The organism is uncultured Altererythrobacter sp., from assembly GCF_913057185.1.
Taxonomy (GTDB): Bacteria; Pseudomonadota; Alphaproteobacteria; order Sphingomonadales; family Sphingomonadaceae; genus Erythrobacter; species Erythrobacter rubellus.
On the sequence record NZ_CAJXNK010000001.1, the window covers coordinates 519,385 to 542,074 of the forward strand.

The 22,690-nt window shown below is 56.6% G+C and carries 24 protein-coding genes; 16 read left to right on the forward strand and 8 right to left on the reverse strand.

All coding sequences use genetic code 11. The features are described 5' to 3' along the window. Window positions 1-59 precede the first annotated feature (59 nt). Window positions 60-263, reverse strand: a complete 204-nt coding sequence (locus tag QZ487_RS02560; protein WP_285976210.1) for a DUF1192 domain-containing protein — start codon at window positions 261-263, stop codon at window positions 60-62. 145 nt (window positions 264-408) lie between these two features. Here QZ487_RS02560 and QZ487_RS02565 point away from each other — a divergent pair, with 145 nt between their 5' ends. From QZ487_RS02565 to QZ487_RS02585, 5 genes are all read left to right on the forward strand, one after another. Further along, window positions 409-1,434, forward strand: coding sequence for an NAD(P)H-quinone oxidoreductase (locus QZ487_RS02565; protein WP_285976211.1), 1,026 nt, complete (start codon window positions 409-411; stop codon window positions 1,432-1,434). A 145-nt stretch (window positions 1,435-1,579) separates the two neighbouring features. After that, window positions 1,580-2,506, forward strand: a complete 927-nt coding sequence (locus QZ487_RS02570; protein WP_285976212.1) for a UDP-2,3-diacylglucosamine diphosphatase — start codon at window positions 1,580-1,582, stop codon at window positions 2,504-2,506. After that, window positions 2,503-3,600 carry a glycosyltransferase family 1 protein gene (locus QZ487_RS02575; RefSeq protein ID WP_296023200.1) on the forward strand — a complete coding sequence of 366 codons (1,098 nt, stop codon included), beginning with the start codon at window positions 2,503-2,505 and terminating at the stop codon, window positions 3,598-3,600. The genes QZ487_RS02570 and QZ487_RS02575 overlap by 4 nt, the downstream gene beginning before the upstream one ends. 136 nt (window positions 3,601-3,736) lie before the next feature. Further along, window positions 3,737-4,450, forward strand: coding sequence for a DUF1013 domain-containing protein (locus QZ487_RS02580; RefSeq protein WP_285976214.1), 714 nt, complete (start codon window positions 3,737-3,739; stop codon window positions 4,448-4,450). A gap of 69 nt (window positions 4,451-4,519) precedes the next feature. Then, entirely contained in the window at window positions 4,520-5,335 is an 816-nt protein-coding gene (locus QZ487_RS02585; protein ID WP_285976215.1) for an AMP-binding protein, read from the forward strand. A gap of 113 nt (window positions 5,336-5,448) precedes the next feature. Here QZ487_RS02585 and QZ487_RS02590 read toward each other — a convergent pair whose 3' ends face one another. Continuing rightward, the gene (locus QZ487_RS02590; RefSeq protein WP_285976216.1) at window positions 5,449-5,880 is read right to left on the reverse strand and encodes a polymer-forming cytoskeletal protein; all 432 of its coding nucleotides are present in this window, start codon (window positions 5,878-5,880) and stop codon (window positions 5,449-5,451) included. 4 nt (window positions 5,881-5,884) lie between these two features. Next, window positions 5,885-7,009, reverse strand: coding sequence for a M23 family metallopeptidase (locus QZ487_RS02595; RefSeq protein ID WP_285976217.1), 1,125 nt, complete (start codon window positions 7,007-7,009; stop codon window positions 5,885-5,887). 286 nt (window positions 7,010-7,295) lie between these two features. Here QZ487_RS02595 and QZ487_RS02600 point away from each other — a divergent pair, with 286 nt between their 5' ends. From QZ487_RS02600 to QZ487_RS02650, 11 genes are all read left to right on the forward strand, one after another. Then, window positions 7,296-8,573, forward strand: coding sequence for a glutamate-5-semialdehyde dehydrogenase (locus tag QZ487_RS02600; RefSeq protein ID WP_296023202.1), 1,278 nt, complete (start codon window positions 7,296-7,298; stop codon window positions 8,571-8,573). A 12-nt stretch (window positions 8,574-8,585) separates the two neighbouring features. Next, window positions 8,586-9,254, forward strand: coding sequence for a nicotinate-nucleotide adenylyltransferase (locus QZ487_RS02605; RefSeq protein WP_285976219.1), 669 nt, complete (start codon window positions 8,586-8,588; stop codon window positions 9,252-9,254). Between the two features lie 150 nt (window positions 9,255-9,404). Next, window positions 9,405-9,770, forward strand: a complete 366-nt coding sequence (gene rsfS / locus QZ487_RS02610) for a ribosome silencing factor (RefSeq protein WP_285976220.1) — start codon at window positions 9,405-9,407, stop codon at window positions 9,768-9,770. A 61-nt stretch (window positions 9,771-9,831) separates the two neighbouring features. Beyond that, window positions 9,832-10,254 carry a 23S rRNA (pseudouridine(1915)-N(3))-methyltransferase RlmH gene (locus tag QZ487_RS02615; RefSeq protein WP_285976221.1) on the forward strand — a complete coding sequence of 141 codons (423 nt, stop codon included), beginning with the start codon at window positions 9,832-9,834 and terminating at the stop codon, window positions 10,252-10,254. 4 nt (window positions 10,255-10,258) lie between these two features. Then, window positions 10,259-11,518, forward strand: coding sequence for a peptidoglycan DD-metalloendopeptidase family protein (locus QZ487_RS02620; protein ID WP_296023204.1), 1,260 nt, complete (start codon window positions 10,259-10,261; stop codon window positions 11,516-11,518). 148 nt (window positions 11,519-11,666) lie between these two features. Then, a complete protein-coding gene (locus QZ487_RS02625; protein WP_296023206.1) occupies window positions 11,667-13,061 on the forward strand; it encodes a S41 family peptidase in 1,395 nt (464 codons plus the stop codon). A 19-nt stretch (window positions 13,062-13,080) separates the two neighbouring features. Then, a complete protein-coding gene (locus QZ487_RS02630) occupies window positions 13,081-13,569 on the forward strand; it encodes a disulfide bond formation protein B (RefSeq protein ID WP_296023207.1) in 489 nt (162 codons plus the stop codon). A 9-nt stretch (window positions 13,570-13,578) separates the two neighbouring features. Beyond that, window positions 13,579-14,100 (forward strand): demethoxyubiquinone hydroxylase family protein, encoded by a 522-nt coding sequence (locus tag QZ487_RS02635; protein WP_296023209.1) that lies wholly within the window; start codon window positions 13,579-13,581, stop codon window positions 14,098-14,100. A 91-nt stretch (window positions 14,101-14,191) separates the two neighbouring features. Next, the gene (locus QZ487_RS02640) at window positions 14,192-14,800 is read left to right on the forward strand and encodes a hypothetical protein (protein ID WP_296023210.1); all 609 of its coding nucleotides are present in this window, start codon (window positions 14,192-14,194) and stop codon (window positions 14,798-14,800) included. 271 nt (window positions 14,801-15,071) lie between these two features. Continuing rightward, window positions 15,072-15,707 carry a hypothetical protein gene (locus QZ487_RS02645; RefSeq protein WP_296023211.1) on the forward strand — a complete coding sequence of 212 codons (636 nt, stop codon included), beginning with the start codon at window positions 15,072-15,074 and terminating at the stop codon, window positions 15,705-15,707. A gap of 12 nt (window positions 15,708-15,719) precedes the next feature. Continuing rightward, the gene (locus QZ487_RS02650; RefSeq protein WP_296023213.1) at window positions 15,720-16,718 is read left to right on the forward strand and encodes a lysozyme inhibitor LprI family protein; all 999 of its coding nucleotides are present in this window, start codon (window positions 15,720-15,722) and stop codon (window positions 16,716-16,718) included. A 181-nt stretch (window positions 16,719-16,899) separates the two neighbouring features. Here the strand turns inward: QZ487_RS02650 and QZ487_RS02655 are convergent, their stop codons facing one another. The 5 genes from QZ487_RS02655 to QZ487_RS02670 form a co-directional block, all read right to left on the reverse strand. After that, window positions 16,900-17,910 (reverse strand): NAD-dependent epimerase/dehydratase family protein, encoded by a 1,011-nt coding sequence (locus QZ487_RS02655; protein WP_296023214.1) that lies wholly within the window; start codon window positions 17,908-17,910, stop codon window positions 16,900-16,902. A 346-nt stretch (window positions 17,911-18,256) separates the two neighbouring features. Next, complete coding sequence (locus tag QZ487_RS02660) at window positions 18,257-18,844, reverse strand: hypothetical protein (RefSeq protein ID WP_296023215.1); 588 nt, start codon at window positions 18,842-18,844, stop codon at window positions 18,257-18,259. Window positions 18,845-18,914: 70 nt separating this feature from the next. Then, a complete protein-coding gene (locus QZ487_RS11455) occupies window positions 18,915-19,217 on the reverse strand; it encodes a winged helix DNA-binding protein (RefSeq protein WP_367114427.1) in 303 nt (100 codons plus the stop codon). Between the two features lie 33 nt (window positions 19,218-19,250). Beyond that, entirely contained in the window at window positions 19,251-20,171 is a 921-nt protein-coding gene (locus tag QZ487_RS02665) for a hypothetical protein (protein WP_296023216.1), read from the reverse strand. A 284-nt stretch (window positions 20,172-20,455) separates the two neighbouring features. Beyond that, the gene (locus QZ487_RS02670; RefSeq protein WP_296023218.1) at window positions 20,456-22,690 is read right to left on the reverse strand and encodes a polysaccharide biosynthesis tyrosine autokinase; all 2,235 of its coding nucleotides are present in this window, start codon (window positions 22,688-22,690) and stop codon (window positions 20,456-20,458) included.

A 22,690-nucleotide genomic window follows, 5' to 3' on the forward strand; every position in this document is an offset into this window, starting at 1 on the left:
ATTGGCCGTAATATGGGCGCGATTTGCGAAATTGCGAATCCAGAACGCGCGCGACCGGCTCATGGGTCCGATTTCTTGAAAAGCGAGTCAGCCGCACTGCGGTGAGCTGCAGCCTTGCTGTGATGTTCGCGCACACGCACAATCTCCGCTTCGAGAATGGCGATCCGCTGTTCCAGCTCGTCTTGAGAATAAGGCGAGAGGTCTTCGCGCGCGAGCTTGCTCGCAGCATCGCCCTTGGGGCGCGGAAGATCATCCAAGTCCATCTAATGCTAACATCGCAATTTGACTGGCTTGCTGTCAATGGAGAGGGTCGCTACTTCCCGTCGCAAACAGGCGTTGCGTGGCGAAGTGTCGCTTTGCAGACACAGCGCCGGATGCGGCGCAAGACAAACAAGGGCTGATTGAGCGATGGCGGGTACCAAGGCGGGTGAGTTGCAGGTGACAATGCAAGCTGTCGGGTTCGATACGCCGGGCGGACCAGAGGTCTTGACGCCGCGTGAAATGCCTCTGCCTGACGTCAAGCCCACAGATGTGCTGATCCGCGTTGCCTATGCGGGGGTCAACCGGCCTGACTGCATACAACGCGCAGGCCACTATCCGGCACCTCCTGGCGCGTCGCCGCTGCCGGGGCTGGAAGTGGCTGGCGAAGTAGTGGCAATCGGCAGTGAAGTTCCTCAGGGAATGCTTGGCCAAACAGTCGCCGCACTGACACCAGGCGGCGGATATGCGGAATATTGTGCTGCGCCCTGGGGCCATTGTTTGCCGGTGCCGTACGGCATGCCACTTGTAGAGGCGGCCGTGCTGCCCGAAACTCTCTTCACCGTTTGGCATAATGTGTTCGAGCGCGGGTTTCTGCGCGATGGCGAGACGCTGCTGGTGCACGGCGGTACGTCGGGCATTGGCACGATGGCAATCATGCTGGCCAAAGCGTTCGATGCCAAAGTTGTCGTGACTTGCGGCGATGAGGCCAAATGTCAGGCGGCGCGAGAAATTGGAGCCGATTTGGCGATTAATTACCGCGAAACCGATTTTGTCGACGCCGTGAAAGAGTTCACAGGCGGCAAAGGCGTAAATGTCGTGCTCGACATGGTGTCAGGTGACTATGTGCCGCGCAATCTCAAATGCCTGGCCGAAGACGGCCGCCATGTAACCATTGCGGTTCTCGGTGGGCCCAAGGCAGAGCTCAACATGGCGTATGTGATGATGCGGCGCTTGACGCTGACGGGTTCGACATTGCGACCGCGCTCCGATGCATTCAAATCCGCGCTGTGTGACGAGATCGCGCAGACCGCGTGGCCGCTTTTCGCTTCGCGCGAGTTAAAGCCGGTGATGGATGAAGTTTTCCCGCTGTCTGACGCTGCTGCTGCGCATGCACGGATGGAAGCCGGCGAACACATCGGCAAGATCGTGCTAAAGGTAGCGCACGATCAATAAGCCGCCTTGAAATGGGTGAATATACCTGTCTTCCAGATGTCGCAGTTACCCCAAACAGTCATCAAAATGTGAATCGATTGTAACAATATACTGCCATAGCTCCTGAGCGAAAAGCCTTGTTTGGGCCAAGATCGAAGGAGTCCCCATGAACGATCTCGCATCCTCAGCATTCCCCTTGCCTTCAGTTGACAGCGACTTGGGCTCCATTGCCAAACTTCCCACGCGCCGACTGCAAACGCCCGAGCCGGAAGGGATCAAGCGGCGCAAGTATCGGGCCATCTGGATCAGCGATGTGCATCTTGGCACCAAAGGCTGCAATGCAGAGCTGCTGATCGACTTCCTCGACCATACTGACAGCGAAACGATGTACCTGGTCGGAGACATCATCGACGGCTGGCGATTGAAGAAAAAGTTCTATTGGCCAGCAGAACACAACGATATCTTCTGGCGCATCCTCAAGCGCGCGCGTCGCGGCACACGGATCGTCTATATTCCAGGCAATCATGACGAGATGTTCCGTCAGTTTACCGGACTGAACTTTGGTGGGGTCGAGATCCGCCGTGCGGCGTTCCACGATACTGCTGATGGCCGCCGCCTGATCGTGTTGCATGGTGACGAGTTCGATGCGGTAATGCTCGCACACCGTTGGCTCGCCTTTGTCGGGGACACGCTTTACCATGTGATGATGGGCCTGAACCATTGGGTCAACAAGGCGCGCCGCGCCTTGGGTTTGCCTTACTGGTCGCTCTCAAAAATGGCCAAGCACAAGGTCAAGAATGCGGTCGAGTTTATTGGCCGCTACGAAGAAGTGGTGGCCAAAGCTGCGGCTGAACGCGGCGTTGATGGCGTGATTTGCGGCCACATCCACACAGCCGAATTTCGTGAATTCACCCACAGTGGCAAGACTATCGAATACTGGAACGATGGCGACTGGGTCGAGGGCTGCAACGCCTTGGTCGAGCACTTCGACGGACGGATGGAGATTCTCAACTGGCCTCAAGAGATCGCGGCGCGCGACGGCCAGAGCGACCCCCGTGTTCACAGTGAGCAAACAGAGCTGGAGGCAGCATGAACGCATTTGGTGCCTTAACCGGAGACAGCTTTGTCGCCGCCTCCCACTCACCGCACACGATCACGATTGTCACTGACGCATGGCATCCGCAGACGAACGGTGTTGTTCGTACGCTTTCGACCACTTGTGACATCCTGCGCGGCTGGGGACATGATGTTACGGTAATCTCGCCTGACAATTATACTTCAGTACCATGCCCGACTTACCCTGAAATCCGCTTGGCAATCACCTTGCCGGGCGCAGTCGGACGCCGGTTGGCGTGGCTCAACCCCGACGCAGTGCACATTGCAACCGAAGGTCCACTTGGCCTTGCTGCGCGCAATTATTGTGTCAGGCGCGGTATTCCCTTCACCACCGCGTATCACACGCAGTTCCCCGAATATGTCGCTCGGCGCACGGGCATGGATCCTGATCGAATCTGGCCGTTCATCCGCTGGTTTCACAAGCCGGCGCAACGTGTGATGGTGGCGACCCGCAGTATACGCGCCCAGTTGCGAGAACGCGGGCTACACCAGCTGCATCACTGGAGCCGCGGCGTTGACCTGGAGTGTTTTACACCCGATGCGCCGCCACCGCCCGAGTTTCGCGATCTCGAGGGGCCGATCCTGCTCTACGTCGGGCGGGTAGCCGTAGAAAAGAATATAGAGGCATTCTTGTCTTGCGACTATCCGGGAAGCAAAGTTGTGGTCGGAGACGGCCCCGCGCGGGCTGAATTGGAAGCGAAGTTTCCGAAAGCGACATTCCTGGGAAAACGAACGGGGCGCGAATTGGCTGGATGCTATGCCGGTGCTGATGTGTTTGTCTTTCCCAGCAAGACAGACACATTTGGCCTGGTCATGATCGAAGCGCTGGCTTGCGGTACGCCGGTGGCAGCATTCCCCGTTGCCGGACCGGTTGACATTTTGACCGAAGAAGTTGGCGCGATGTGCAATGAACTCGCGCGAGCTATTGATGTTGCCCGATATTCTGACCGCGATGCCTGTGCGCGTCTTGGCGCCAGCTACAGCTGGGAAACCGCCGCGCACCAGTTCGTATCTGGCCTCGTGCCGTTGGAAGAGGAGGGATCGGCTAGCGCCGAAGTTCTGCTTGCCTGAAGGGCCCGCCTAATTGGCTTGCCGAATCCGCCGATTGCCCCTATCTACCCTCATGCAACGGCCGCTCCGAAAGGGGCGGCCCTTCTATTTTTACGCCCGATTTGTTCGGTGCGGGAATTCTTGAGGAACATTTATCATGGCCCAACCGAAACCGTTGATGCCGCATGCGACTGCCACTTGGCTGATTGACCACACCGGCCTGTCTTTTGAGCAAATCTCAGAGTTTTGCGGCCTTCATATCCTCGAAGTTCAGGCGATGGCCGATGATCTTGCGGGCAGCAAATACACTGGTCGCGATCCGGTCCACTCCGGCGAGCTGACCCATGAGGAAATCGCACTCGGCGAGAAAGATCCGACATACGAATTGCAGATGCAGAAAGCACCGGTAGAAGTGACCCGCACCAAGGGCCCGCGCTACACTCCAGTGTCGAAGCGTCAGGACAAGCCGGACGGTATCGCATGGATCCTGCGCAGCCACCCGGAAATGTCCGATGCACAGATTTCAAGGCTGATCGGCACCACGCGTAACACGATCAATGCGATCCGTGACCGTACCCACTGGAACATCCAGAACATTCAGCCGAAAGATCCCGTGACGCTCGGCCTATGTTCGCAGCGCGAGCTCGACGCAGTGGTTGCCAAGGCCGCTAAGCGCGCTGGGATCGAGGCGCCCGAAATCACCGAGGGCGACAATCGCAGCGACAAGGAAAAGCTGATCGAGGAATTGCGTGCTGAACGTGTGGCGTCTGAAAAAGCCGCCAACGAAGCTGCGCAGGAAGCCGAAGCTGAAGCATGGCTTGAAGCCAAACGCGCCGCTGAAGAAGGCGAAAACGCGGATGGCGCTGAATAAGGGCAATCCTGCCTGAAATCGGGGGCGATTTTCCTTGTGCCTTAGGGTGGCTTACATCATTCTATTGACATGAGTGTTAGTAACCCCGCGGCCTATAATCACCCTACGCCGTGGGACACTGTTTTTGAACCGGTAACTCTGCCGGCCATGTTTGTGCGCACGGCAAGGCAGCGCGGGGATGCGCCGTTTCTGCATTTCCTTGGCCGTACCTATTCCTACAAATCTGTTCTCGCCGAAGCGGATGTGTTCGCTTGCCGCCTGCGCGCGCTTGGGATCAAGAAGGGTGACCGTGTAGGGCTGTTTCTCCCCAATGTGCCGATCTATGCGAGCGCCTATTACGGAGCGATGATGGCCGGTACTGAGTTGATGTTCCTCGACAAAGAAGATTACACCAAGCTTGCCCCCGAGGGCGAACCAGGCGAGCTTGCAGTGCATGGGCCGCAAATCATGCGCGGTTACTGGAATCGCGAAGAAGCCTCGGCCGAAGTGTTGATTGAGCGCGAAGGCAAAGTCTGGTTGCGAACCGGCGATGTTGCGGTGATCGACCAGGATGGGTTCCTGCAAATCGTTGACCGCATCAAAGACATGATCGCAGTGGGCGGGTTCAAAGTGTTCCCGAGCCAGGTCGAACATGTAATCGTTCAAAACGAAGCGATCAAAGAAGCGCTCGTGATCGGTGTGCCGAATGATTACCTGGGCGAAATGCCGCGCGCGTTTGTGACGCTGAACAAGGGTGCGATGGCGACGGCAGAGGAGCTCGCCAGCTGGGTCAACGATCGCGTAGGCAAGCATGAGCGGGTCGATCTCGTGGTGATCCGGGACGAACTGCCCAAGACTCTGATCGGTAAGCTGGATCGCAAGGCCCTGCGCGCCGAAGTCCTCTGAGGCCGCCCACCCCCAACACACGCCGAAGTCCTTCAGGACTGCTTGAAATCAAGAATCAAATGAAAAGGGCGCCCGAAATGGACGCCCTCAATCTTTCCCAAACTTGGATGGCCTTAGTTGACCAGGCCGAGCTTTGGTTCGCCATCCTCAGCCTTGGGTTGGTCACCCGTAGGTTGGTGCGCCGGCTTTTGCGAAGCGGCAACCGCATCGTTCGCCTTTGTGCCATGTGCGAAACGGCCATCGACTTGCGCGCCCTGTTCAATGGTCAAGGCCTCATACTGCACATCACCGTGAATCTGCGCGCTACGGAGCACGACCAATTCGCGGGCGCGGATCGAGCCATTGACCTTGCCAGCCAGGCGCGCGGTTTCGGCCACGACTCCGCCGGTGATCTGGCTCGTTTCGCCCTGAACCAGCGAAGAGCATTTGATGTCGCCTTCGATCGAACCATCGACATGCAGGTCTGCCGATGCTTCGACATCACCTTTGATTCTGACGTCTGATCCGATCACGGAAAAGGTCGAACTGGAGCTGCTGCCGGCCATCGAACTACTCGTTGCTGCCGGCCGCGTCGGGTTCGCGGGCTTCTTTGAGAACATCTTGCGCGGTCTCCAGGAAGGGGCGCGGATTGACCGCGCGATCATTGATGCGCACCTCGAAATGCAAGTGCGGGCCGGTGGAACGGCCAGTTTTGCCGAGCTTGGCGATCGGATCGCCAGCCTTGACTTCATCGCCAACACGCGAAGTGAAAGCGGAAAGGTGGGCGTAGCGTGTCATAACGCCGTTACCGTGGCTGACTTCCACAACATTGCCATATCCCGACTTGCGACCGACGAAACTAACCCGTCCATCGGCTGCGGCATAGATTGGTGAGCCCCGCGGACCCTTGAAGTCCAGGCCGCGATGCATCGCGCCGCGACGAGTGAAGGGATCGCGGCGATAGCCAAAGCCAGACGACATACGGGTCTGGCTCATATTGGTTGGGCTGACTTGGGGGATAGCGTCCAAACTGGCCTCGAGCGCAGCCATCCGCGCAAGGCTCAGGCCCAAGCGTTCAAAACGCGGGTCAACTTCACCGCTGGCCGAAGTCGCGAGAATTTCAAGCGGACCACCCAATGCCTCGCGTTCCGCGCGGCGCAACGTTGCCTGTGGATCTAGGCCGAGCTTCTGCATTGCATTTGCGGTGCGTTCTGCACGGCGGTCAGCAAATCGGGTCAAGCGTTCAACAAAAGCGAGCTGGCGCGCTTCGATCTCTGCAAGGCCGCGCGCTTCCGGGATCAGGGCGCCAACTTTCTCGATAGTTTCAGCCGCCTCGCTTGAGGAATCGGATACGGTTTCGCCTTCGCGAATGTCTTCTGGCAGCATCGGCTCAATGGCTTCAAGGAACTCCTGCCGGGCCTTCAGATCTTCAACCACGCCTTCCAGATCACCGCCGTAGGCGGCCATTCGCTCTTCCTGTGTGGCGACATGCGCTTCGCGTGCGAGGAGCGATGCCCGATCCGCAGAGGCGCGATATTGTGTCCACGCCATGCTTGCCATCGAGATACCCCATCCGACCAGCAAGGCGAGCGCGACTGATGCTGCGGCCATCTGCACGCGCGATGATATCTTGATAAAGCGGACTTGACCCTCTGACCGCATGAAGAATTCACGGTCCGGAAACCATCGACGCAAGCGGTTGCCCCACCCGCTAGCGGATTGTTCGTGTTGCAATGCGACCCCTCTTCGTGGTGCTGCTTTAATTACCCTGTGCGATGCCTAAGGTCGCTAGACACAAAGGTCGAATCATTTCTTTACGTGCGGGTCGAGTCGAAATGAAGCTGCGATGAATCGACCCCATAAGGGGATTCCTTAAAATCCCTGCGTCGCAAGTTTACCAAAAAGCCGCAGAATTCTGTCTTTATAGCCCCCTAGGATTCGCTGACTGACAGCGTGGTGTCACGCTGCTATTGCAAGCAGGATGGCTACTAAGATTGACCCTGGAACGGCGGATTTTGCCAGCCTTGTCGAAGGCCTCGCGCTCAAAGGGCGCGCGGCCCAGCGCAAACTTGCGGCGCTTTCGAGTGCGGCAAAGGCTGACGCGCTGATGCAATCAGCCGCCGCCATTCGAGAAGACTCTGCTGCGATCCTCTCCGCCAATGCTCAGGACGTGGCTGATGGCGAGGCGCGAGGACTAACTGGTGCCATGCTGGACCGCCTCACCCTTGATCCAAATCGGTCAGAATCGATGGCCTCCGCCCTCGAGGCCGTGGCCAGCTTACCCGATCCGGTGGGCGATATTATCGACAGTTCAACTCGGCCGAATGGTCTCGAGATCAGCCGGGTTCGTGTTCCGATCGGGCTGATTGGCATCATTTATGAAAGCCGCCCGAATGTGACCGCTGACGCGGCTGCACTCTGCCTGCGATCCGGCAACGCAGCGTTGCTACGCGGAGGCAGCGAAGCGGCGCATTCGAACAGAGCCATTCACGCCGCCTTCGTCCGCGGGCTGACCGCATCGGGTCTGGCTCCGGAAATCGTGCAGCTGATGCCAACCCAGGATCGCGAAGCTGTTGGCGCGATGCTCAGGGCGGCTGGCCTGATTGACATGATTGTGCCCCGCGGGGGCAAAAGCCTTGTCGAGCGGGTACAGAACGATGCGCGGGTACCAGTGCTGGCGCATCTGGACGGCATTTGTCACACTTACGTTCACTCGGCAGCTGATCCGGCGATGGCGCGCGAGATCGTAGTCAATGCCAAGATGCGCCGAACGGGCATTTGCGGGGCGATGGAGACATTGTTGATTGATGTCAGATTCACAGCAGCGGCCGACCTCGTGCGGGCCTTGCTTGATGCGGGCTGCGAAGTCCGGGGTGACTTGCGTGCTCAGTCGCTGAATACTCAAGTTGTCTCGGCGAACGACAGTGACTGGGGCACGGAATATCTTGGCGCGGTTGTCTCGGTCGCAATTGTTGACGGGCTTGACGCTGCAATGGCGCATATCGCGCGTCACTCTTCCAACCACACCGAAGCGATCATCACAGATGACCCGGACGCGGCCGAACGCTTCCTCGCCGAAGTCGACAGTGCGATCGTAATGCACAATGCATCGACCCAATTCGCTGATGGCGGCGAATTCGGACTTGGCGCGGAGATCGGCATTGCCACCGGGCGTCTTCATGCGCGCGGTCCGGTCGCGCTAGAGGGCCTCACCACCTACAAATGGCAAGTCCGTGGTAGCGGACAGGCAAGGCCATAAGTCCTGCGCAGCATGACCCCCATCCGAACAGGCTTGCTGGGCGGCAGTTTCAATCCCGCACATGGCGGGCATCGCCGGATCACGCGCTATGCGATGGATGCGCTGGGGCTGGATGAAGTTTGGTGGCTGGTCTCGCCTGGCAATCCGCTCAAGCCGAAGAAAGGCATGGCGCCGCTTCCGGCACGGCTCAAATCGGCGGCGGATCAGGCGCGAGGCGTCCCTATTGTACCGACAGCGATCGAGCGGGATCTTGGAACACGATATACCGTCGATACACTCAGGGCGCTGACCCTGCGCTACCCCAAGCGGCAGTTCGTGTGGTTGATGGGATCAGACAATCTTGCGCAGTTTCACCTGTGGCGCAAATGGCGCACCATTGCCCGAACAATGCCGATTGCGGTCATCGCAAGGCCTGGCTATAACGGTGCTGCTTTGGCGAGCCCCGCCATGGCCTGGCTCAGGCGCTATCAGGTTCCGAACGCCAGCTTCTTCAACGGGGGCAATGGGAGCGCACCGGCACTGGTGTTATTGCGTTTTGATCCCGATCCACGTTCAGCCACGGCGATCCGCCGCGCTGATCCGGACTGGGCTTTGCGCTATGCCGGAGCTCCTCCTCGCGATCCACTGACTCATCGCCTGGTGCACGCCGGGCCAGAGGCTTGGGAAGAGGGGGGCTCATGATAGAGCGCATCAGCGTTCCATCTGATCCAGTGCGCATCTTCGCACCTGTTTCCATCAACCAATTGACATTGGGGAGTATCGCAAACGCCTATGAATCAGGCGCAAATATCCACGGCTTCTGCCGAAACCGCCAGCCAGGGATTGCAATCCATGGCTAAGTCCGATCTGTCTTCTGACGCACTGCACAAACTCGTGCTTGGCCAGCTTGATGATGACCAGGCACAGGAATTGGTCTCGATCCCGCTTGAGGGGAAGAGCTCGATAGCTGACCATATGGTGATCGCGTCGGGTCGCTCGACCCGTCAGGTCGCCGCGATGGCGCAAAAACTGGCAGAGAAAATCAAGCAGCAGGGCTTTGGCTCCGCGCGCGTTGAAGGGCTCCCGGCGGCTGACTGGGTGCTGATCGATGCGGGTGATGTGGTCGTGCATCTGTTCCGTCCGGAGGTCCGCAGCTTCTACAATCTGGAGCGCATGTGGGGCTTTGACGAAGCAAAACCGGCCGCAGGCAACGCCTAACGTTTGAACTGCGTGGGCGTGGGAAGTCATCCCGGCGCAGCGCATTCGCGAATTTCTGATCATGCTTCTTCACGTCATTGCACGCGGCAAAATTGCTCGGTCCCCGGAGGCAGAACTTGTGGCCCGATACGAGAAGCGATTGCAATGGCCGGTCAAGCTGACCGAACTGCCCGAAACTGGCGGGCGAATTCCTGAACCTCAAACACCCTGCAAAACCGTGCTGTTGGATGAGCGCGGCAAGAATCTGACGTCAGAAGAATTGGCGTCGATCATGGGTGGCTGGCGCGATGACGGCATGCGCGAAGCGCGCTTTGTCCTGGGCGCTGCCGATGGCCACAACAAGCAGGAGCGCACCGAGGCCGATCTGCTTCTCGCCTTTGGCAAGGCCACATGGCCGCACCTGATGGCGCGGGCAATGCTGATGGAGCAACTCTATCGCGCTACGACAATTCTTGCAGGGCACCCCTATCATCGGGCAGGGTGAGGGCATGCCTGCTGATAGCCCCAACCTTACGAAGCTGCTGCTCGTTGGAGCAGGCGCAATCACCATCGGCTGGGGCGCATTGGCGGCACAAGAATCGCTGAATATCAGCTCGGCCACGGCATCGGTCGCGGGATTCGGCAGTACAGAGGATGCGCGACAGGCACTTGAACGCGCTCAAGCCACCGCAGAGTTCGCTCAGCAACGGGCCGTGAAATTCAGTCAGGAAGCAAGCCTTGCGACCGCAGAAATTGACCGGCTGGCGAAGGAAAGCGCGGCGCTGGCTGCGCAGATACAGCAAAGTGAAGCGGATATTCTCGCAGCGTCTGCGCAACTTGCGATTCTCGCGGATCAGCGCGCTGTGCTCGATGCGCGGTTGGCCAAGCGGCAACAGCCGCTGGTTAGATTGACCGCAGCGATCCAGAACATGGCACGCAGGCCCATTGTGTTGTCGGCGCTGCAACCAGGGTCACTGCGCGACACAGTCTACGTACGCGCTGTTCTCGAGACAACCTTGCCACAGATCCGCGAGCAAACCGCCAGCCTACACAGTGAAGTGGAACAAGGCCGCGCTCTCGAGAGTGAAGCTGCTCGCTCGCTCGCCGAGCTTCAGGCAAGCGAGACCGATCTGCAGAACCGCCGCAACGAGCTCGCGGCACTAATGCGGCAACAGCAAGAGGCTTCGCGCAGCAACAGCGCGCTGGCGCGCCGAGAAGCGCAACGCGCCTTGGCTTTGGCAGAGCAAGCGCGAGACCTGGGTCAACTGGTCGGCGAGCTCGATCGCGCTGGATTGGTCAGAGAAGAACTCGCAACGCTTGCCGGGCCGATCATGCGGCCCGCACGTCCCGGGGCCTCTCGTGTGATGCCCACCACTAACGCGACGCCGCGCGCGCAGGAAACGTCACCACCTGCTCAATTCCAGCTTCCGGTTCACGGACGGACGATCACAGGCTTCGGTGAAGAAGGTGACGCGGGAATACGAAGCAATGGCATTACCATTGCGCCCGCAAGCGGCGCACAAATAGTTGCGCCGGCATTAGGGCGGGTGTCCTTTGCCGGCGTATATCGTGGATTCGGGCGAATCGTGATTATCGAGCACGAAAATGGCTGGACCAGCCTGATAACCGGACTGGCACAAACCAGTGTAAACACCGGTGTGCAGGTGATTGGCGGCGCGCCAATCGGCACTGCGGCACTTAGGCAGCCAGAGATTTCTTTTGAACTGCGCGAGCGCGGAGAGCCGATTAACCCTCTGAGTTTGCTATAAGAAATTCCTGGAGGACCGGCGTTGTACGCCCGCTTTCAGAATAGTTTTGGCCATTGGAACGAACCATTGCGGGACGGATCGATATCATCATCTGGCGTTCAGCTGCGCTGCGCGATAGAACAGAGCGATAATATTGGAGTCAATACCGATGAGAATTGCTGATCTGCTGCGCAGCGCCGCTCTGGTTACAGCTGTGGCATTGATCCCGGCTACCACTGCCGGAATGGCGCAGATTGACGGGCGTGCAGGCCCGCAGTTTGCCAAGCTTTTTGCAGCATATCAGCAGGTCAAAGCCAACTATGTCGAAGAAGTTGAGGATGACCAGCTTATCCGCGGCGCAATCAACGGCATGCTCGGTTCGCTTGATCCGCATTCGGCCTATGTCGATGGCAGCGCGCTGCAACGCCTGACAACCATGATCGACGGAAACTATTCGGGGCTTGGCCTTTCGGTCGTACTTGATGAAGGCGCGGTCAAAGTCGTTTCGCCGTTCAAGGGCAGCCCGGCTGACAAGGCGGGCATCAAGGCAGGTGACTTCATCACCCATCTCGATGGCGAGCTGATCTACGGCAATGATCTTGATACATCGGTTGCGCGGATGCGCGGCGCAGAGGGCACGTCGATTGAACTCACTATCTTCCGCCCAGGACGCGACGAGCCGATCGAGGTTTCCGTGACGCGCGGCGTTATCGAGTTGGAGCCTGTGACCTACGAGCTCCAGAGCGGCAATATCGGCGTGATATCTGTCAATGAATTCAGCACAAATGTGGGCCGTGATGTCTATGCCGCATGGGAAGCTTTGCAAAGCGAGGCCACGGGCAAGATGTCAGGTCTGATCCTTGACTTGCGCTCCAACCCCGGGGGGTCGCTTGATGAAGCCGTGGGATTGTCAGACCTGTTCCTGTCCGAAGGCCGGATCGTGTCCCAACGTGGTCGCGCTCGCGGTGAGAGCGTCCATTACGATGCGGACGAGCTGATCAACTATCGCCACCTGCCGCGCCGCGAAGCGCAGAAGTATATGGGCGAGATCGCTTCCGACATGCCCTTGATCGTACTGATCGATGCAGGTTCTGCATCAGCTTCAGAGATTGTAGCGGGCGCGCTGCAGGATCATCGCCGCGCTTTGGTGATGGGTGAGCGCAGTTTCGGCAAAGGCAGCGTGCAATCGCTTTTGCCGCTGGGTCGTGATTCCGCCATCAAGCTGACAACGGCGCGCTATTACACGCCGGCCGGAAAGTCGGTTCAGGAAGGCGGCATCACGCCTGACATCAAGGTTCCGCAACTGTCCGATCCGGATCTGGAAAAACGCAATAAATATCTCTTGCGCGAGAGCGATTTGCGCGGGCACCTCGTCAATGATCTGGGCGTTGAAGATGCCAAGGTTGAAGTCGATACAATCGATGATCCGCGTTTCCAGCTGACCGCAGCAGAGCTTGAAGAGCAAGGCGTGGAAGACTTCCAGCTGCATTATGCGCTGGAAACCTTGCGTCGCACGACGCGCGCGACGGTGGCTTTGCGCAACACTGTGGCGTTGCGCAATTAATTGAGCTAGCGCGCTCTTCATGAACCATCTGGAAGCGGAAAAGCCGGGCGAGATTTTTGCGCAGCACTTGGCGTTAAGTGTGCCTGCGCTTCTTTTGGGCGGTGCGTATCTGTCGCAATATGGATTCGGGCTTTATCCGTGCGAAATGTGCTGGTGGCAGCGCTATCCGCATTTTGTAGCACTGGGCCTTGCGTTTTTTTCATTCCTTGCGCCGCCGCGTCGGCTGTGGATCGCATTGGCGGGACTTGCGATTTTCGGTTCTGGCGCGATCGGGGGTTTCCATGCCGGAGTCGAGTATGGCTGGTGGGAAGGGTTGAGTGCTTGCTCGAGCGCAGTCCCGACCGATGTTGATCCGATGGAAGCGATCATGAATGCGCCCATCATCCGGTGTGATGCGGCGCCATGGGATCTGTTCGGCATCTCGCTTGCTGGCTGGAATTTTATCGTGTCGTGCGGAACCGCAGTGCTGATCTGGTCGCTTATGGCAAAGAGCAACAAGAAGGCCTAAATAGAGCGTATGACCAAGGATGAACTCAATCGCATGATCCGCGTTGACCAGGCCGGCGAGTTCGGCGCGACGCGGATCTATGAAGGGCAGCTGGCGGTAATGGGCGAGCGTGGGCCGCATGCTCAGGAAATCGTCCATATGGCCGAGCAGGAAAAAGTTCATCGCGAGAAGTTTGACGCGCTGATGGCAGAGCGAGGTGTCCGCCCGACTGCCTTGCAGCCGTTTTGGTCGGTGGCGGGCTATGCATTGGGCGCGGGCACGGCACTGCTCGGTCCCGAAGCGGCCATGGCCTGTACAGCTGCGGTCGAAGAAGAGATCGACAAGCATTATTCGGAACAGCTCGATCGGCTGGTGGAAAGCGGCAAAGATCCCGAGCTTGCGGAAATGATCCATCAGTTCCGCGAAGAAGAGCGCGAGCATCGCGACACCGCACTGAAATATGGCGCGGAGAAAGCACCGGCCTATCCATTGCTTTCCGGCGCAATAAGGCTGGGCTGCCGGGCTGCGATAAAGTTGGCTGAGCGTATTTGATCGTGATCAAGGCGCGCGCACGCGCTTCATATGCTATTCAACTGAACCGAGCTGTAACTCTCGGTACGAATACGATGAAGGACTGAGCGATATGAAACGTCTGGCTACTCTATGTAAAATCGGCTTTGCGGGCATGGCTTTCGCCACCAGCCCAGCTGCCGCGCAGGATGAAGCGGGCGACCGGGTTAATATGGTCATCGCTTATGACGAGAATGAATGCCCCGAGCCATCCAATGATGAAGAGATAGTCGTCTGCCAGATTTTGGTTGAGGCCGAGCGCTATCGTATCCCCTCCAATCTGCGCACCAGCTCCAGTCCCGAAAATACACCTTGGGCTGAACGTGTCGAACGGTTCAAGATGATCGGCGCCTTTGGCGCCATGTCTTGCAGCCCCGCCGGCGCGGGAGGGTTCACCGGGTGCACGCAGCAAATGATCGATGCAGCCTACGCCGATAAAGAGGCGAGCACGCGGGTGCGATTCAGCCAGCTGATTGAACAGGCGCGCCAGGACCGGCTCTCGAACATCGATGTTGACGCCGCCGCCGAGCAGGATCGCGTCGAGCAAATCGAGCGCGAATATCTTGAGCGGCTTGAGCATGAAAGGCAGCAGGCCCTACCAGGCGAAGAAAACGAGGCGCCTTTGCCAGGGTTAGTTCCTGAGAATTTAGAGGGCGCGCCTGAGGAGCCAAATAACGGCTGATCTCCTCTAAACAAAGCAAGGTTTCGCTGCCGCATAAAATTCTGGCCGTGCTTCAGCACGAAAAATTATAGCCCGGCCGATAGGGTGAATGGCCTAGGCGGCGGCTGATTATACACGCCATGTTTTTCTGCGAGATGGACAAGGGGGGCTCGGGAACCATCCGACGATCTTGTCATTTTGGATATAGACTTTTCTTTGACGGCCTTGGTAACCTTGAATTCTACCGCCAAGACGGCCGAGCCCAAAAGAAATTAAAAGGATGGAGGTAAGGGTGACAAAGGGTAACAAGGGACGCCTTTTCATTAGTTTAATCGGTCTTGGCGGTCTTGCTGCCTGCTCTGGCGGAGAGCCTGCCATCGACGGTCGATACGAGAATCGCGACGATTTGCCTTCAGTTTTGGTTCGCGACCTGGATGTCTACAAACTGGTTGGGGGTGAAGAATATGTTCGCGTCCCCGTGGCAGACTCCTCAAGCTGGGGCGAGACAGAAAAGATTTATCAAGGCTCGACTGATAAAATCGCATTCGACATTATCATCTACTACCGGGGTAATAATCTTTTTTATAAGGCTCTGGGCGCTCTGGCCCGCGATGAGGAAGGCAAATTGAAGCCCGCAGATTTCGACGTTCTAAAATCCGCGGTAGACAAGACTTCCAGCATCTTCTTTGAGTTTGGTTACTCTGGCGAGCTGGGTGGCGCAGAGCAATTCCTGCCGCTGCGCAATGTTTATGTAGAGCCCTCATCTTACTCTCGAATTCTGCGGGGTAAGGATAACCTAGGCAAGGATTTGGTCATATTCGAATATACTGGTGTCGTCGGCGAGGTCGTTCCAAGCGTCTTTGAGAAAATAGATACCGTCGACGTTAAGTGGAATGACGCAGATCCAGAGTATGGCTACAATTATTGAGGCGGAACGCTGATGCCGCAATCCAACACCTGGGCGAGCCCGATCAAAAAGCTACTGTTCGCGTGGAGACCTTTAGGCGCTGGTATTCTTCTTGGCGCCTCAATTTTTCTCGCCTCGTGTACTGAACAATCGGCCCAGGAACCCGCCACGAAGACATGTGGCTCCGAAGCGGGCCGCGATGCTTTTCGCGGCTTTGTAACTCAAACTGCGCTTGCGCGGGATACCACCCCTGATGGCGTTGCGCGCCTGATCGATATTACCCGCTATGCCTCCTCGATTGCAGATGAAGACCTTAGACCTCAGTTTAGTGATGCGCTTTCCGCGCTCACGAACTTGTCAGGCCGTGCAAACTTCTCTGACAACAACGTAGAGATAATTATCAAAGAGGTCACGGAGCGGGGCGTATCGGAAAATGGTGAAATCTTATGCTGGGCCTCAATTGACGTGCGGCCCGCGGGGCCTGGAACGGAGGCCCTTGAAAGTTTAGCGGATGCTTTGTCGCTAGAATATGATCTTTCACCTCCGGCTGTGTCCCAAATTACTTCACTGCCGGTTTTCTATACTATCTCTAACAGCGAACCAGTGCGGGTTATTGATGCCGATCTTTCTGCCCGGGATGCGGGGCGTATTGGGGGTTTGATTAGATTGGTTGAGGGTGCGCCAATTGTGCTCGCACCCGTTGAAGCTCAGAAGGCGCGGCGCGAGGCCTATGAGAAAGAGGTGCTCGACGCGCGCGGCGCTGTATTGAGTGCAACCTTGGCCGAGGAAAGGTATCGCTTGGCCGTTTCCAAGAATGCCTTGAACGACCTTTGGGCGGAATTGGATGAGGCTGCTCGCGATAAGTTATCGGCCCAACAAACCTTGTGGGTTAGGCAGCGCGATGCCCGGTGTGACTTGAGCTCGAAGGAGGCCGAGACCGATCCAAATCAGAGGGAGATGATCAAGGTGCGTTGCTTGGCTAATGAGAATGAGAGGCGGATTGGCGTCTTGCAGCGATATTCCAATTGGTGATCTATAAATCTGCTCGCTGTTAGGCTCTTTTGCCTCTGAGCTCTATTGCGGCCATATCCGTGCACTCCAAATAATATTTTCGTCCTATGCGCTTATCCTACGATCGCCCAAATAGTGTGCCGCGTGATACTGGCTGGCAGTGGTCTTTACCGGGTGACTACCTAGTCGTACCGACCCGAGCCTAGACTGAATAATACTCGCGATACCAATCGACAAACTTCTGTACGCCTTCTCGCACATCGGTTTGAGGGGCATAGCCGGTTAAGGTGCGAAGAAGCGAATTATCCGCCCAGGTCGCTGGTACGTCACCCTTTTGCATGGGCATGAAATTCTTGATGGCCGTGCGCCCACAAGCCGTCTCGATCGCTTCAATGAAATCGACCAGCCTGACTTTGTTGCCATTGCCGATATTTACCACACGGTGGGGCGCATTAGGGGATAGGCTGTCGCCTTCAATTGCTCGGCTGCGTGCGTCAGGGGCCTCGGGCGGCTGATCGATCAGCAATTCTATGCCGCGAACCAGATCGGTTACGTAAGTGAAGTCACGATACATATCGCCTTTGTTGTAGACTTCTATAGGTGCGCCCTCGAGAACCCCTTTGGTGAATTTGAATAAAGCCATATCTGGCCTGCCCCACGGCCCGTAGACTGTAAAGAAGCGAAACATTGTGGTCGGGATGCCATGCAAATGCGCGTAGCTATGTGCCATCGCTTCGTTTGCTTTCTTGGTCGCCGCATAAAGCGTCATCGGGGCATCTGCTTTGTCGGTTTCCGCGAAAGGGATTTTCTCGTTGGCGCCGTAGACCGAGCTGGTTGAGGCCATGAGCAGGTGTTTAACTTCCAGCTCTCGCGCCACCTCCATCACGTTGAATGCGCCGAGCAAATTAGCGTCCACATAGGCTCGCGGGTTCTCTAGACTATATCTGACCCCAGCTTGAGCAGCGAGGTGTACGATGACATCTGGCTTTTCCTCAAGCGCGATGGCACGTAAACGGTCATAGTCTTCGAGCATATTCTCTTCACGGCGAAAATGCTCGTGCTGCGATAGCAATTGGTGGCGGCGCTTTTTGAGCGCCACGTCGTAATACGACGTCATGCCGTCATATCCAACGACACGGTGGCCCGCCTGCAGCAGGGCCTCGCTCAGATGGAAGCCGATGAACCCAGCGGAGCCGGTGACTAAGATCCTCATAACCGTATCGTATAGGTAATCTGAGCGGGATGAAAGGCCGGCTAATTTCGTGTCACGGCTTGAAGTTGAGCCCGCCCAAAGGGCTTCAGTTTCTTAGCTAGGAGCTTGGTCCCACTTGCCTGTTCGCGCTGATTTAACGAGCTTGGCACCGCAGTCCTTGCACGGAGCAACCCAGGACAAACCATCATGCTTGGCCCTATTTCTATCCGGCCTGTGCCTCCCAGCCGGGCAATACAAAAGCTTTCTAAGCAGCATCCCCGCAACGTAAAAAAACCTTTTCAAATATGCAATGAAAATCATTCTACATTAAAAAAGATGAGGCCTGCATTCTTACAATTTGAGTGCGTTACCTTTGGCGCTTGTATGAGGCCCAGGTAAGCCCAATCTTAATGATATAAATCACAACCCAAGCCCCTAAAGTGTCGCCAACAATGGTGGCAAATAGGCTGGGAGCAAGATCTTGATTGGCGCCAGAGATTAAAAGCGCACTTCTTATGGCAAGCGCGTTAAAGAAGGCGGCGGCTAGAGAAAGCATCAAAAGGCGCGATCCGTTCAAATTTGCTAAATCACCGCTTAGCGAAACCGCGCGAGCCATAATAGAGACCCCCACCGGCGCGGCAATAGCTGTGAATGAAGCGAGCAGAAAGTGATCGATCCAGCCTAAATCGAATGGATTAATCACTATTTGCGCTAAAAAAATGAAGGGCACAGACCAAAAGCCCAATACCAAGAAGGCAGCCAGTCTTACGAACGCAGGAGGGTAAAAGAACCAGGTATTCCCACTAATCGCGAACTCGTAACTATCGATCGTCTTTAGCGAAACGACCATGGCTAGGTGCATCAGAAAAAACGCGAAACCGAATGAGACTATTTGCTTGTAGCTCAGGGGGTGATGGTCATTGGGAACCCAAAAAAAGCGCTTAACAAAATGCAAATTAGATCCTCTTCAATCACTAATGATCTGAGTAATCTACTTTGCCTATAGAGCCAAGTTCAATGAACGGTCATGGACTACCCAAGGCCCTGAAGACAGATTCTGCACTCGGAGTAAAGGAAAAGAATCGCTTGCGACCGTCGTTTGGATCACTCGAAATGGAGACTAGCCCTTTTTCCTTAAGGCTCGCTAGGATGCGATACGAAGTGGACCCAGACTTGTCTTCGAGCAAGTCGTAAACATGCGAGACAGTCAAAGTCTCTTCGCTATCCTCCAGCGCTTTTAGTTCAAAAAGCAGACGCTCCTCATCTCCGGTCAAAGTTCCTAAAGGCGGCAGGCGGCGTAACGCCACAAGTAAATTAACCAAATTCATAAAAACGCTCGCGGGACAAATCTTTGTGGAAGGCTAGCTTGCGAAGCTGATCTCGTCAAATTTGGCGTAAACATTCTGCTGCCCATCTGCGCCATTTCCCTCCAGGCTTATAGCTAGAATGCTACAATCTTCCGGTATGTTTAAGGATGACCGGTAAGTCGTCATCCGCGCAGCGGACGGCAGTGTTTGCTCCCACACCCTGCTTGATGCGGTGGTGGTTACACAATCCCCGCGCCAAGCAAGGCGTGCGCCGCTTGCGCCATCAAAATTCACCCGCTGCGTCAATGTATAGGTTTGACCGCCCTTCACTGGAATGTGCCGCCGTACGACTGTCCCGCGCGCCAGTGGACGAATTGTGACCTGTACGCCGCCGTTCATGTCGAGTGAGGCTTGTATGCCATTATCCTCAAACAACTCCCAGGCAAGAAGACCAAGCCGCTTGTCTAAGGTGGTCTTATTCGGCGCGCTTTCAGAAAAGGCGCCTGCGTCAAAGTCAGCCCACACTGCCTCGGCATAATCCATAGCCCCCTCCCAGTCTCCATCCTGAGCAGCACGGTATATGATGCGGGCAATGCTTTTTTCATATTCTTCGCCAGACAGCGCAACTGCGATTGGAGCCGTGAGGTCAATGACATCCTCCAGGGCCGCTTCGCGCGAGGCTAGATTGAGAAAGCCTGGCATCCAGCGCGCCTGGCGATTGACGTAACCCACCATGGCGTCTCGGACATCTTGATATTGTAAAGCATCAACCATTACCGGCTGTAGTACGGGGCCAAGCTCAGGCGTGACCGACATGGCTGCATCATAGTGACGAAGAATGGCTTCGAAATCATTGTCAGCCGCCGCGCGCTCTAGCAGCCAAACTTGAGCCGTTGTGTCGCGCCGCGACACCTTGCTAGCGAGCGACATCGCTGCAAATGCCTTCTGCGCATCACCCGCCGAACTCTCATTCATGCCGATGATCCTCAAGGAGGAGCGGCTTAAAGGGTTGCCGATCAGGCTTTGTATTGCGCGGCTCGTATCCGCTGCGTCAGAGACATACTCTTCAGCTTCCCGACTTTTATTTTTTACAACTTTTGCAAGAGCGATGGCGTCATCTGGATCGCGCTGAAGAGCTAACTCTGGATCAGACACCCTCAGGTTGGCTGAGAGTGCAAACTGGTAGGATTGCCACGCAGCAAAAAGCGAAATCAGCCCAAGTAGCTGAATTTTTGCTAGGCGAGACAGCCCCATCAGCACTATCCGCGCGCCTCTGCGTGCTCTTCACCGTAGCGCTTGCCATAGCCATAGCCATAGCCGTAGCCGTAGCCGTAGCCGTAGCCACTCGATCCACTGCCTACCTTGCTGAGGACAACGCCAAAGATATGTGCGTTGACCATTTTAATCCGCTTGACCGAAGCCCTGATGCCACGGACAGCAGCGCCCGCAGACTGGACGACATATACAACGCCCTCTACCGCGCTTGCGATGAGGGGAGCATCCGTCATGCCAAGAACGGGCGGACTATCGATTACGATATGATCAAACTGCGCGAGGCCTTCTGTAACAAATTGCGCTAGCCTGTCGCCGCTTAGTAATTCAGCTGCGCTTGGCGGCACGGGTCCCGCTGCGATGATAGATAGGTTAGGGCTGCTAGTTTCCTGCACCAGCGTCGACCAGTCCCCATCTCCTGCCAGATAATTGCTGAAGCCCTTCTCATTTGTCTTCTCAAAAAAGGCGTGAATGGACGGGGACCTCAAATCTGCATCTACCAGCAAAACCCGCTTGCCGGTGCGCCCCAGGACAGTCGCCAGGGCCATCGCGCTTGATGACTTGCCCTCACCCGGCCTCGTACTTGTCACCGCCAGCGATTTGGGGAAGCCGTGATTGGTTGAGAAAGCTAGGCTCGACCTAATTGAGAAATAGGCATCGTAGTAATTGGACTTGATGTCCTGCAGCTCCTCAAAGACGTCATCTTGTTCCACCTGGGGCGTGATACCAAGTAGCGGCAATTTAAGCAGGGCCTCAACTTGCCCCGGCTCTCGCACGCCTTCGTCAATCTGCTCCAGCGCGAAGGCTGTCGCGCCTGCAAGGCCAAAGCCAAGCAGTAAAGATATGGCGAGATTGATAATGAGGACAGGCGACGATGGCTTGTCAGGTGCAATTGCGGGCTCGACGACCGCGATATTATTAATACCAACCGTCCCCGCAACACCGATTTCCTTATAGCGCTGCAGCAGCGCGTCATAGAGCTCGCGGTTCGTATCCGCCTCACGCTGGAAGTTGGCGTACTGAATATTCGCTCTGTTTTGCGTATCTAGCTCTTGTTTTAGACCCGCGACTTCAGCCTTGAGTTTTTGCTCGCGCTCCAAGGCCTCTCGATACTGCTGCGTACGCGTTGAAGAAATGCGCGCCGTCTCTTCGGCAATCGCGCTATCGATTGCATCGACTTGCTCTTTGAGTTCGATGACTGCCGGAAATTCAGGTGCGAACTGGACGGAGAGACGCGCATATTCTGCCGCAGCCTGCGTGCGCTGCTGCTTGAGATTGGAGAGCGTCTGGCTGCCCACCGCCTCCGCAGTATTTTCGCCTGTAGAGTTAAGGCGAGACTGCGCCGCAATTCTTGCCGTTGTCGCCTCGTTAAGCTCGCGAGCCAACTGCTCAAGGCTCGCGCCTGTCAAAGTGCGATTGGCTATTGCTCTGCCATTAGGGTCGCGGATTTGGTCAAGCGTGACAATGCCTGTCTGAGACCCGTAGACAACCACTTGCTTCTCTGAATCTTCCAGGCGCTCCTTAAGCGTTGCTAGCCGTTCTTCAAGAAAATCGCGCGCGTCAGCTGTTGAGGCAAACTCTCTTTCCATGCTGAGATCAACAAAGGCCGAGGCCCATTTATTGGCTATCCGCGAGGATAGCTCAGGATCGCGGCTTGTGTAATTGATATCAACGAGCTTCGACATTCTAATGGGCGCGATCTCGATATTGTCGCGCAGGACTTCGACGACTAAGCGCCGGCGCTCCTCGTCCATTTGCGCTGCGCTTTTGCCTTCGTCTTCCTCTTCGAGAATGTCGGGATTAATGCCGTGCGCCTCAAGAAAGGCTGCATTGTCATATAAATTTAGCTCTGATGCGACGCGCTCGGCGAGCGGCCTTGCTTCTAGGAGCTCATATTGCGTCGCATAAAACTCCATGTCCTGGCCCGGCAATTCTGCCTCGAGCCCATCGACATTGGTGATCTGTTTTTGCTGCCTGTCTATCTGAAGCTGCGTTGAAGCAGTATAAAGTGGGGCCATCAGCAAGGTGACAGTCACGCCGAGAATGACGCAAGCCGCAACGATACCAGCCATCAGCCAGCGCCACCGCACAACCGTGTGCCAATACTGTATTAGTATCGGCGGAAGCTGGAAGCCCTCGTCTTCGTCATGCCCCTGCAAATCACTCCCGCGCGGGTCGCGGTAGCCGTCGCTTTCAAATTCATTCATTACCTGAGAAGCCAT

Bases quoted from the DNA above. Each gene is read 5' to 3' on its own strand.
- QZ487_RS02600 (WP_296023202.1), top strand. From the start codon at position 7,296: ATGGCTACTAAGATTGACCCTGGAACGGCGGATTTTGCCAGCCTTGTC.
- QZ487_RS11455 (WP_367114427.1), bottom strand. From the start codon at position 19,217: ATGAATTTGGTTAATTTACTTGTGGCGTTACGCCGCCTGCCGCCTTTA.
- QZ487_RS02650 (WP_296023213.1), top strand. From the start codon at position 15,720: ATGCCGCAATCCAACACCTGGGCGAGCCCGATCAAAAAGCTACTGTTC.
- QZ487_RS02665 (WP_296023216.1), bottom strand. From the start codon at position 20,171: ATGAATGAGAGTTCGGCGGGTGATGCGCAGAAGGCATTTGCAGCGATG.
- QZ487_RS02615 (WP_285976221.1), top strand. From the start codon at position 9,832: ATGCTTCTTCACGTCATTGCACGCGGCAAAATTGCTCGGTCCCCGGAG.
- QZ487_RS02670 (WP_296023218.1), bottom strand. From the start codon at position 22,690: ATGGCTTCTCAGGTAATGAATGAATTTGAAAGCGACGGCTACCGCGAC.
- rsfS (WP_285976220.1), top strand. From the start codon at position 9,405: ATGGCTAAGTCCGATCTGTCTTCTGACGCACTGCACAAACTCGTGCTT.
- QZ487_RS02570 (WP_285976212.1), top strand. From the start codon at position 1,580: ATGAACGATCTCGCATCCTCAGCATTCCCCTTGCCTTCAGTTGACAGC.
- QZ487_RS02635 (WP_296023209.1), top strand. From the start codon at position 13,579: ATGACCAAGGATGAACTCAATCGCATGATCCGCGTTGACCAGGCCGGC.
- QZ487_RS02630 (WP_296023207.1), top strand. From the start codon at position 13,081: ATGAACCATCTGGAAGCGGAAAAGCCGGGCGAGATTTTTGCGCAGCAC.
- QZ487_RS02655 (WP_296023214.1), bottom strand. From the start codon at position 17,910: ATGAGGATCTTAGTCACCGGCTCCGCTGGGTTCATCGGCTTCCATCTG.
- QZ487_RS02640 (WP_296023210.1), top strand. From the start codon at position 14,192: ATGAAACGTCTGGCTACTCTATGTAAAATCGGCTTTGCGGGCATGGCT.
- QZ487_RS02590 (WP_285976216.1), bottom strand. From the start codon at position 5,880: ATGGCCGGCAGCAGCTCCAGTTCGACCTTTTCCGTGATCGGATCAGAC.
- QZ487_RS02585 (WP_285976215.1), top strand. From the start codon at position 4,520: ATGAGTGTTAGTAACCCCGCGGCCTATAATCACCCTACGCCGTGGGAC.
- QZ487_RS02625 (WP_296023206.1), top strand. From the start codon at position 11,667: ATGAGAATTGCTGATCTGCTGCGCAGCGCCGCTCTGGTTACAGCTGTG.
- QZ487_RS02580 (WP_285976214.1), top strand. From the start codon at position 3,737: ATGGCCCAACCGAAACCGTTGATGCCGCATGCGACTGCCACTTGGCTG.
- QZ487_RS02575 (WP_296023200.1), top strand. From the start codon at position 2,503: ATGAACGCATTTGGTGCCTTAACCGGAGACAGCTTTGTCGCCGCCTCC.
- QZ487_RS02565 (WP_285976211.1), top strand. From the start codon at position 409: ATGGCGGGTACCAAGGCGGGTGAGTTGCAGGTGACAATGCAAGCTGTC.
- QZ487_RS02620 (WP_296023204.1), top strand. From the start codon at position 10,259: ATGCCTGCTGATAGCCCCAACCTTACGAAGCTGCTGCTCGTTGGAGCA.
- QZ487_RS02560 (WP_285976210.1), bottom strand. From the start codon at position 263: ATGGACTTGGATGATCTTCCGCGCCCCAAGGGCGATGCTGCGAGCAAG.
- QZ487_RS02605 (WP_285976219.1), top strand. From the start codon at position 8,586: ATGACCCCCATCCGAACAGGCTTGCTGGGCGGCAGTTTCAATCCCGCA.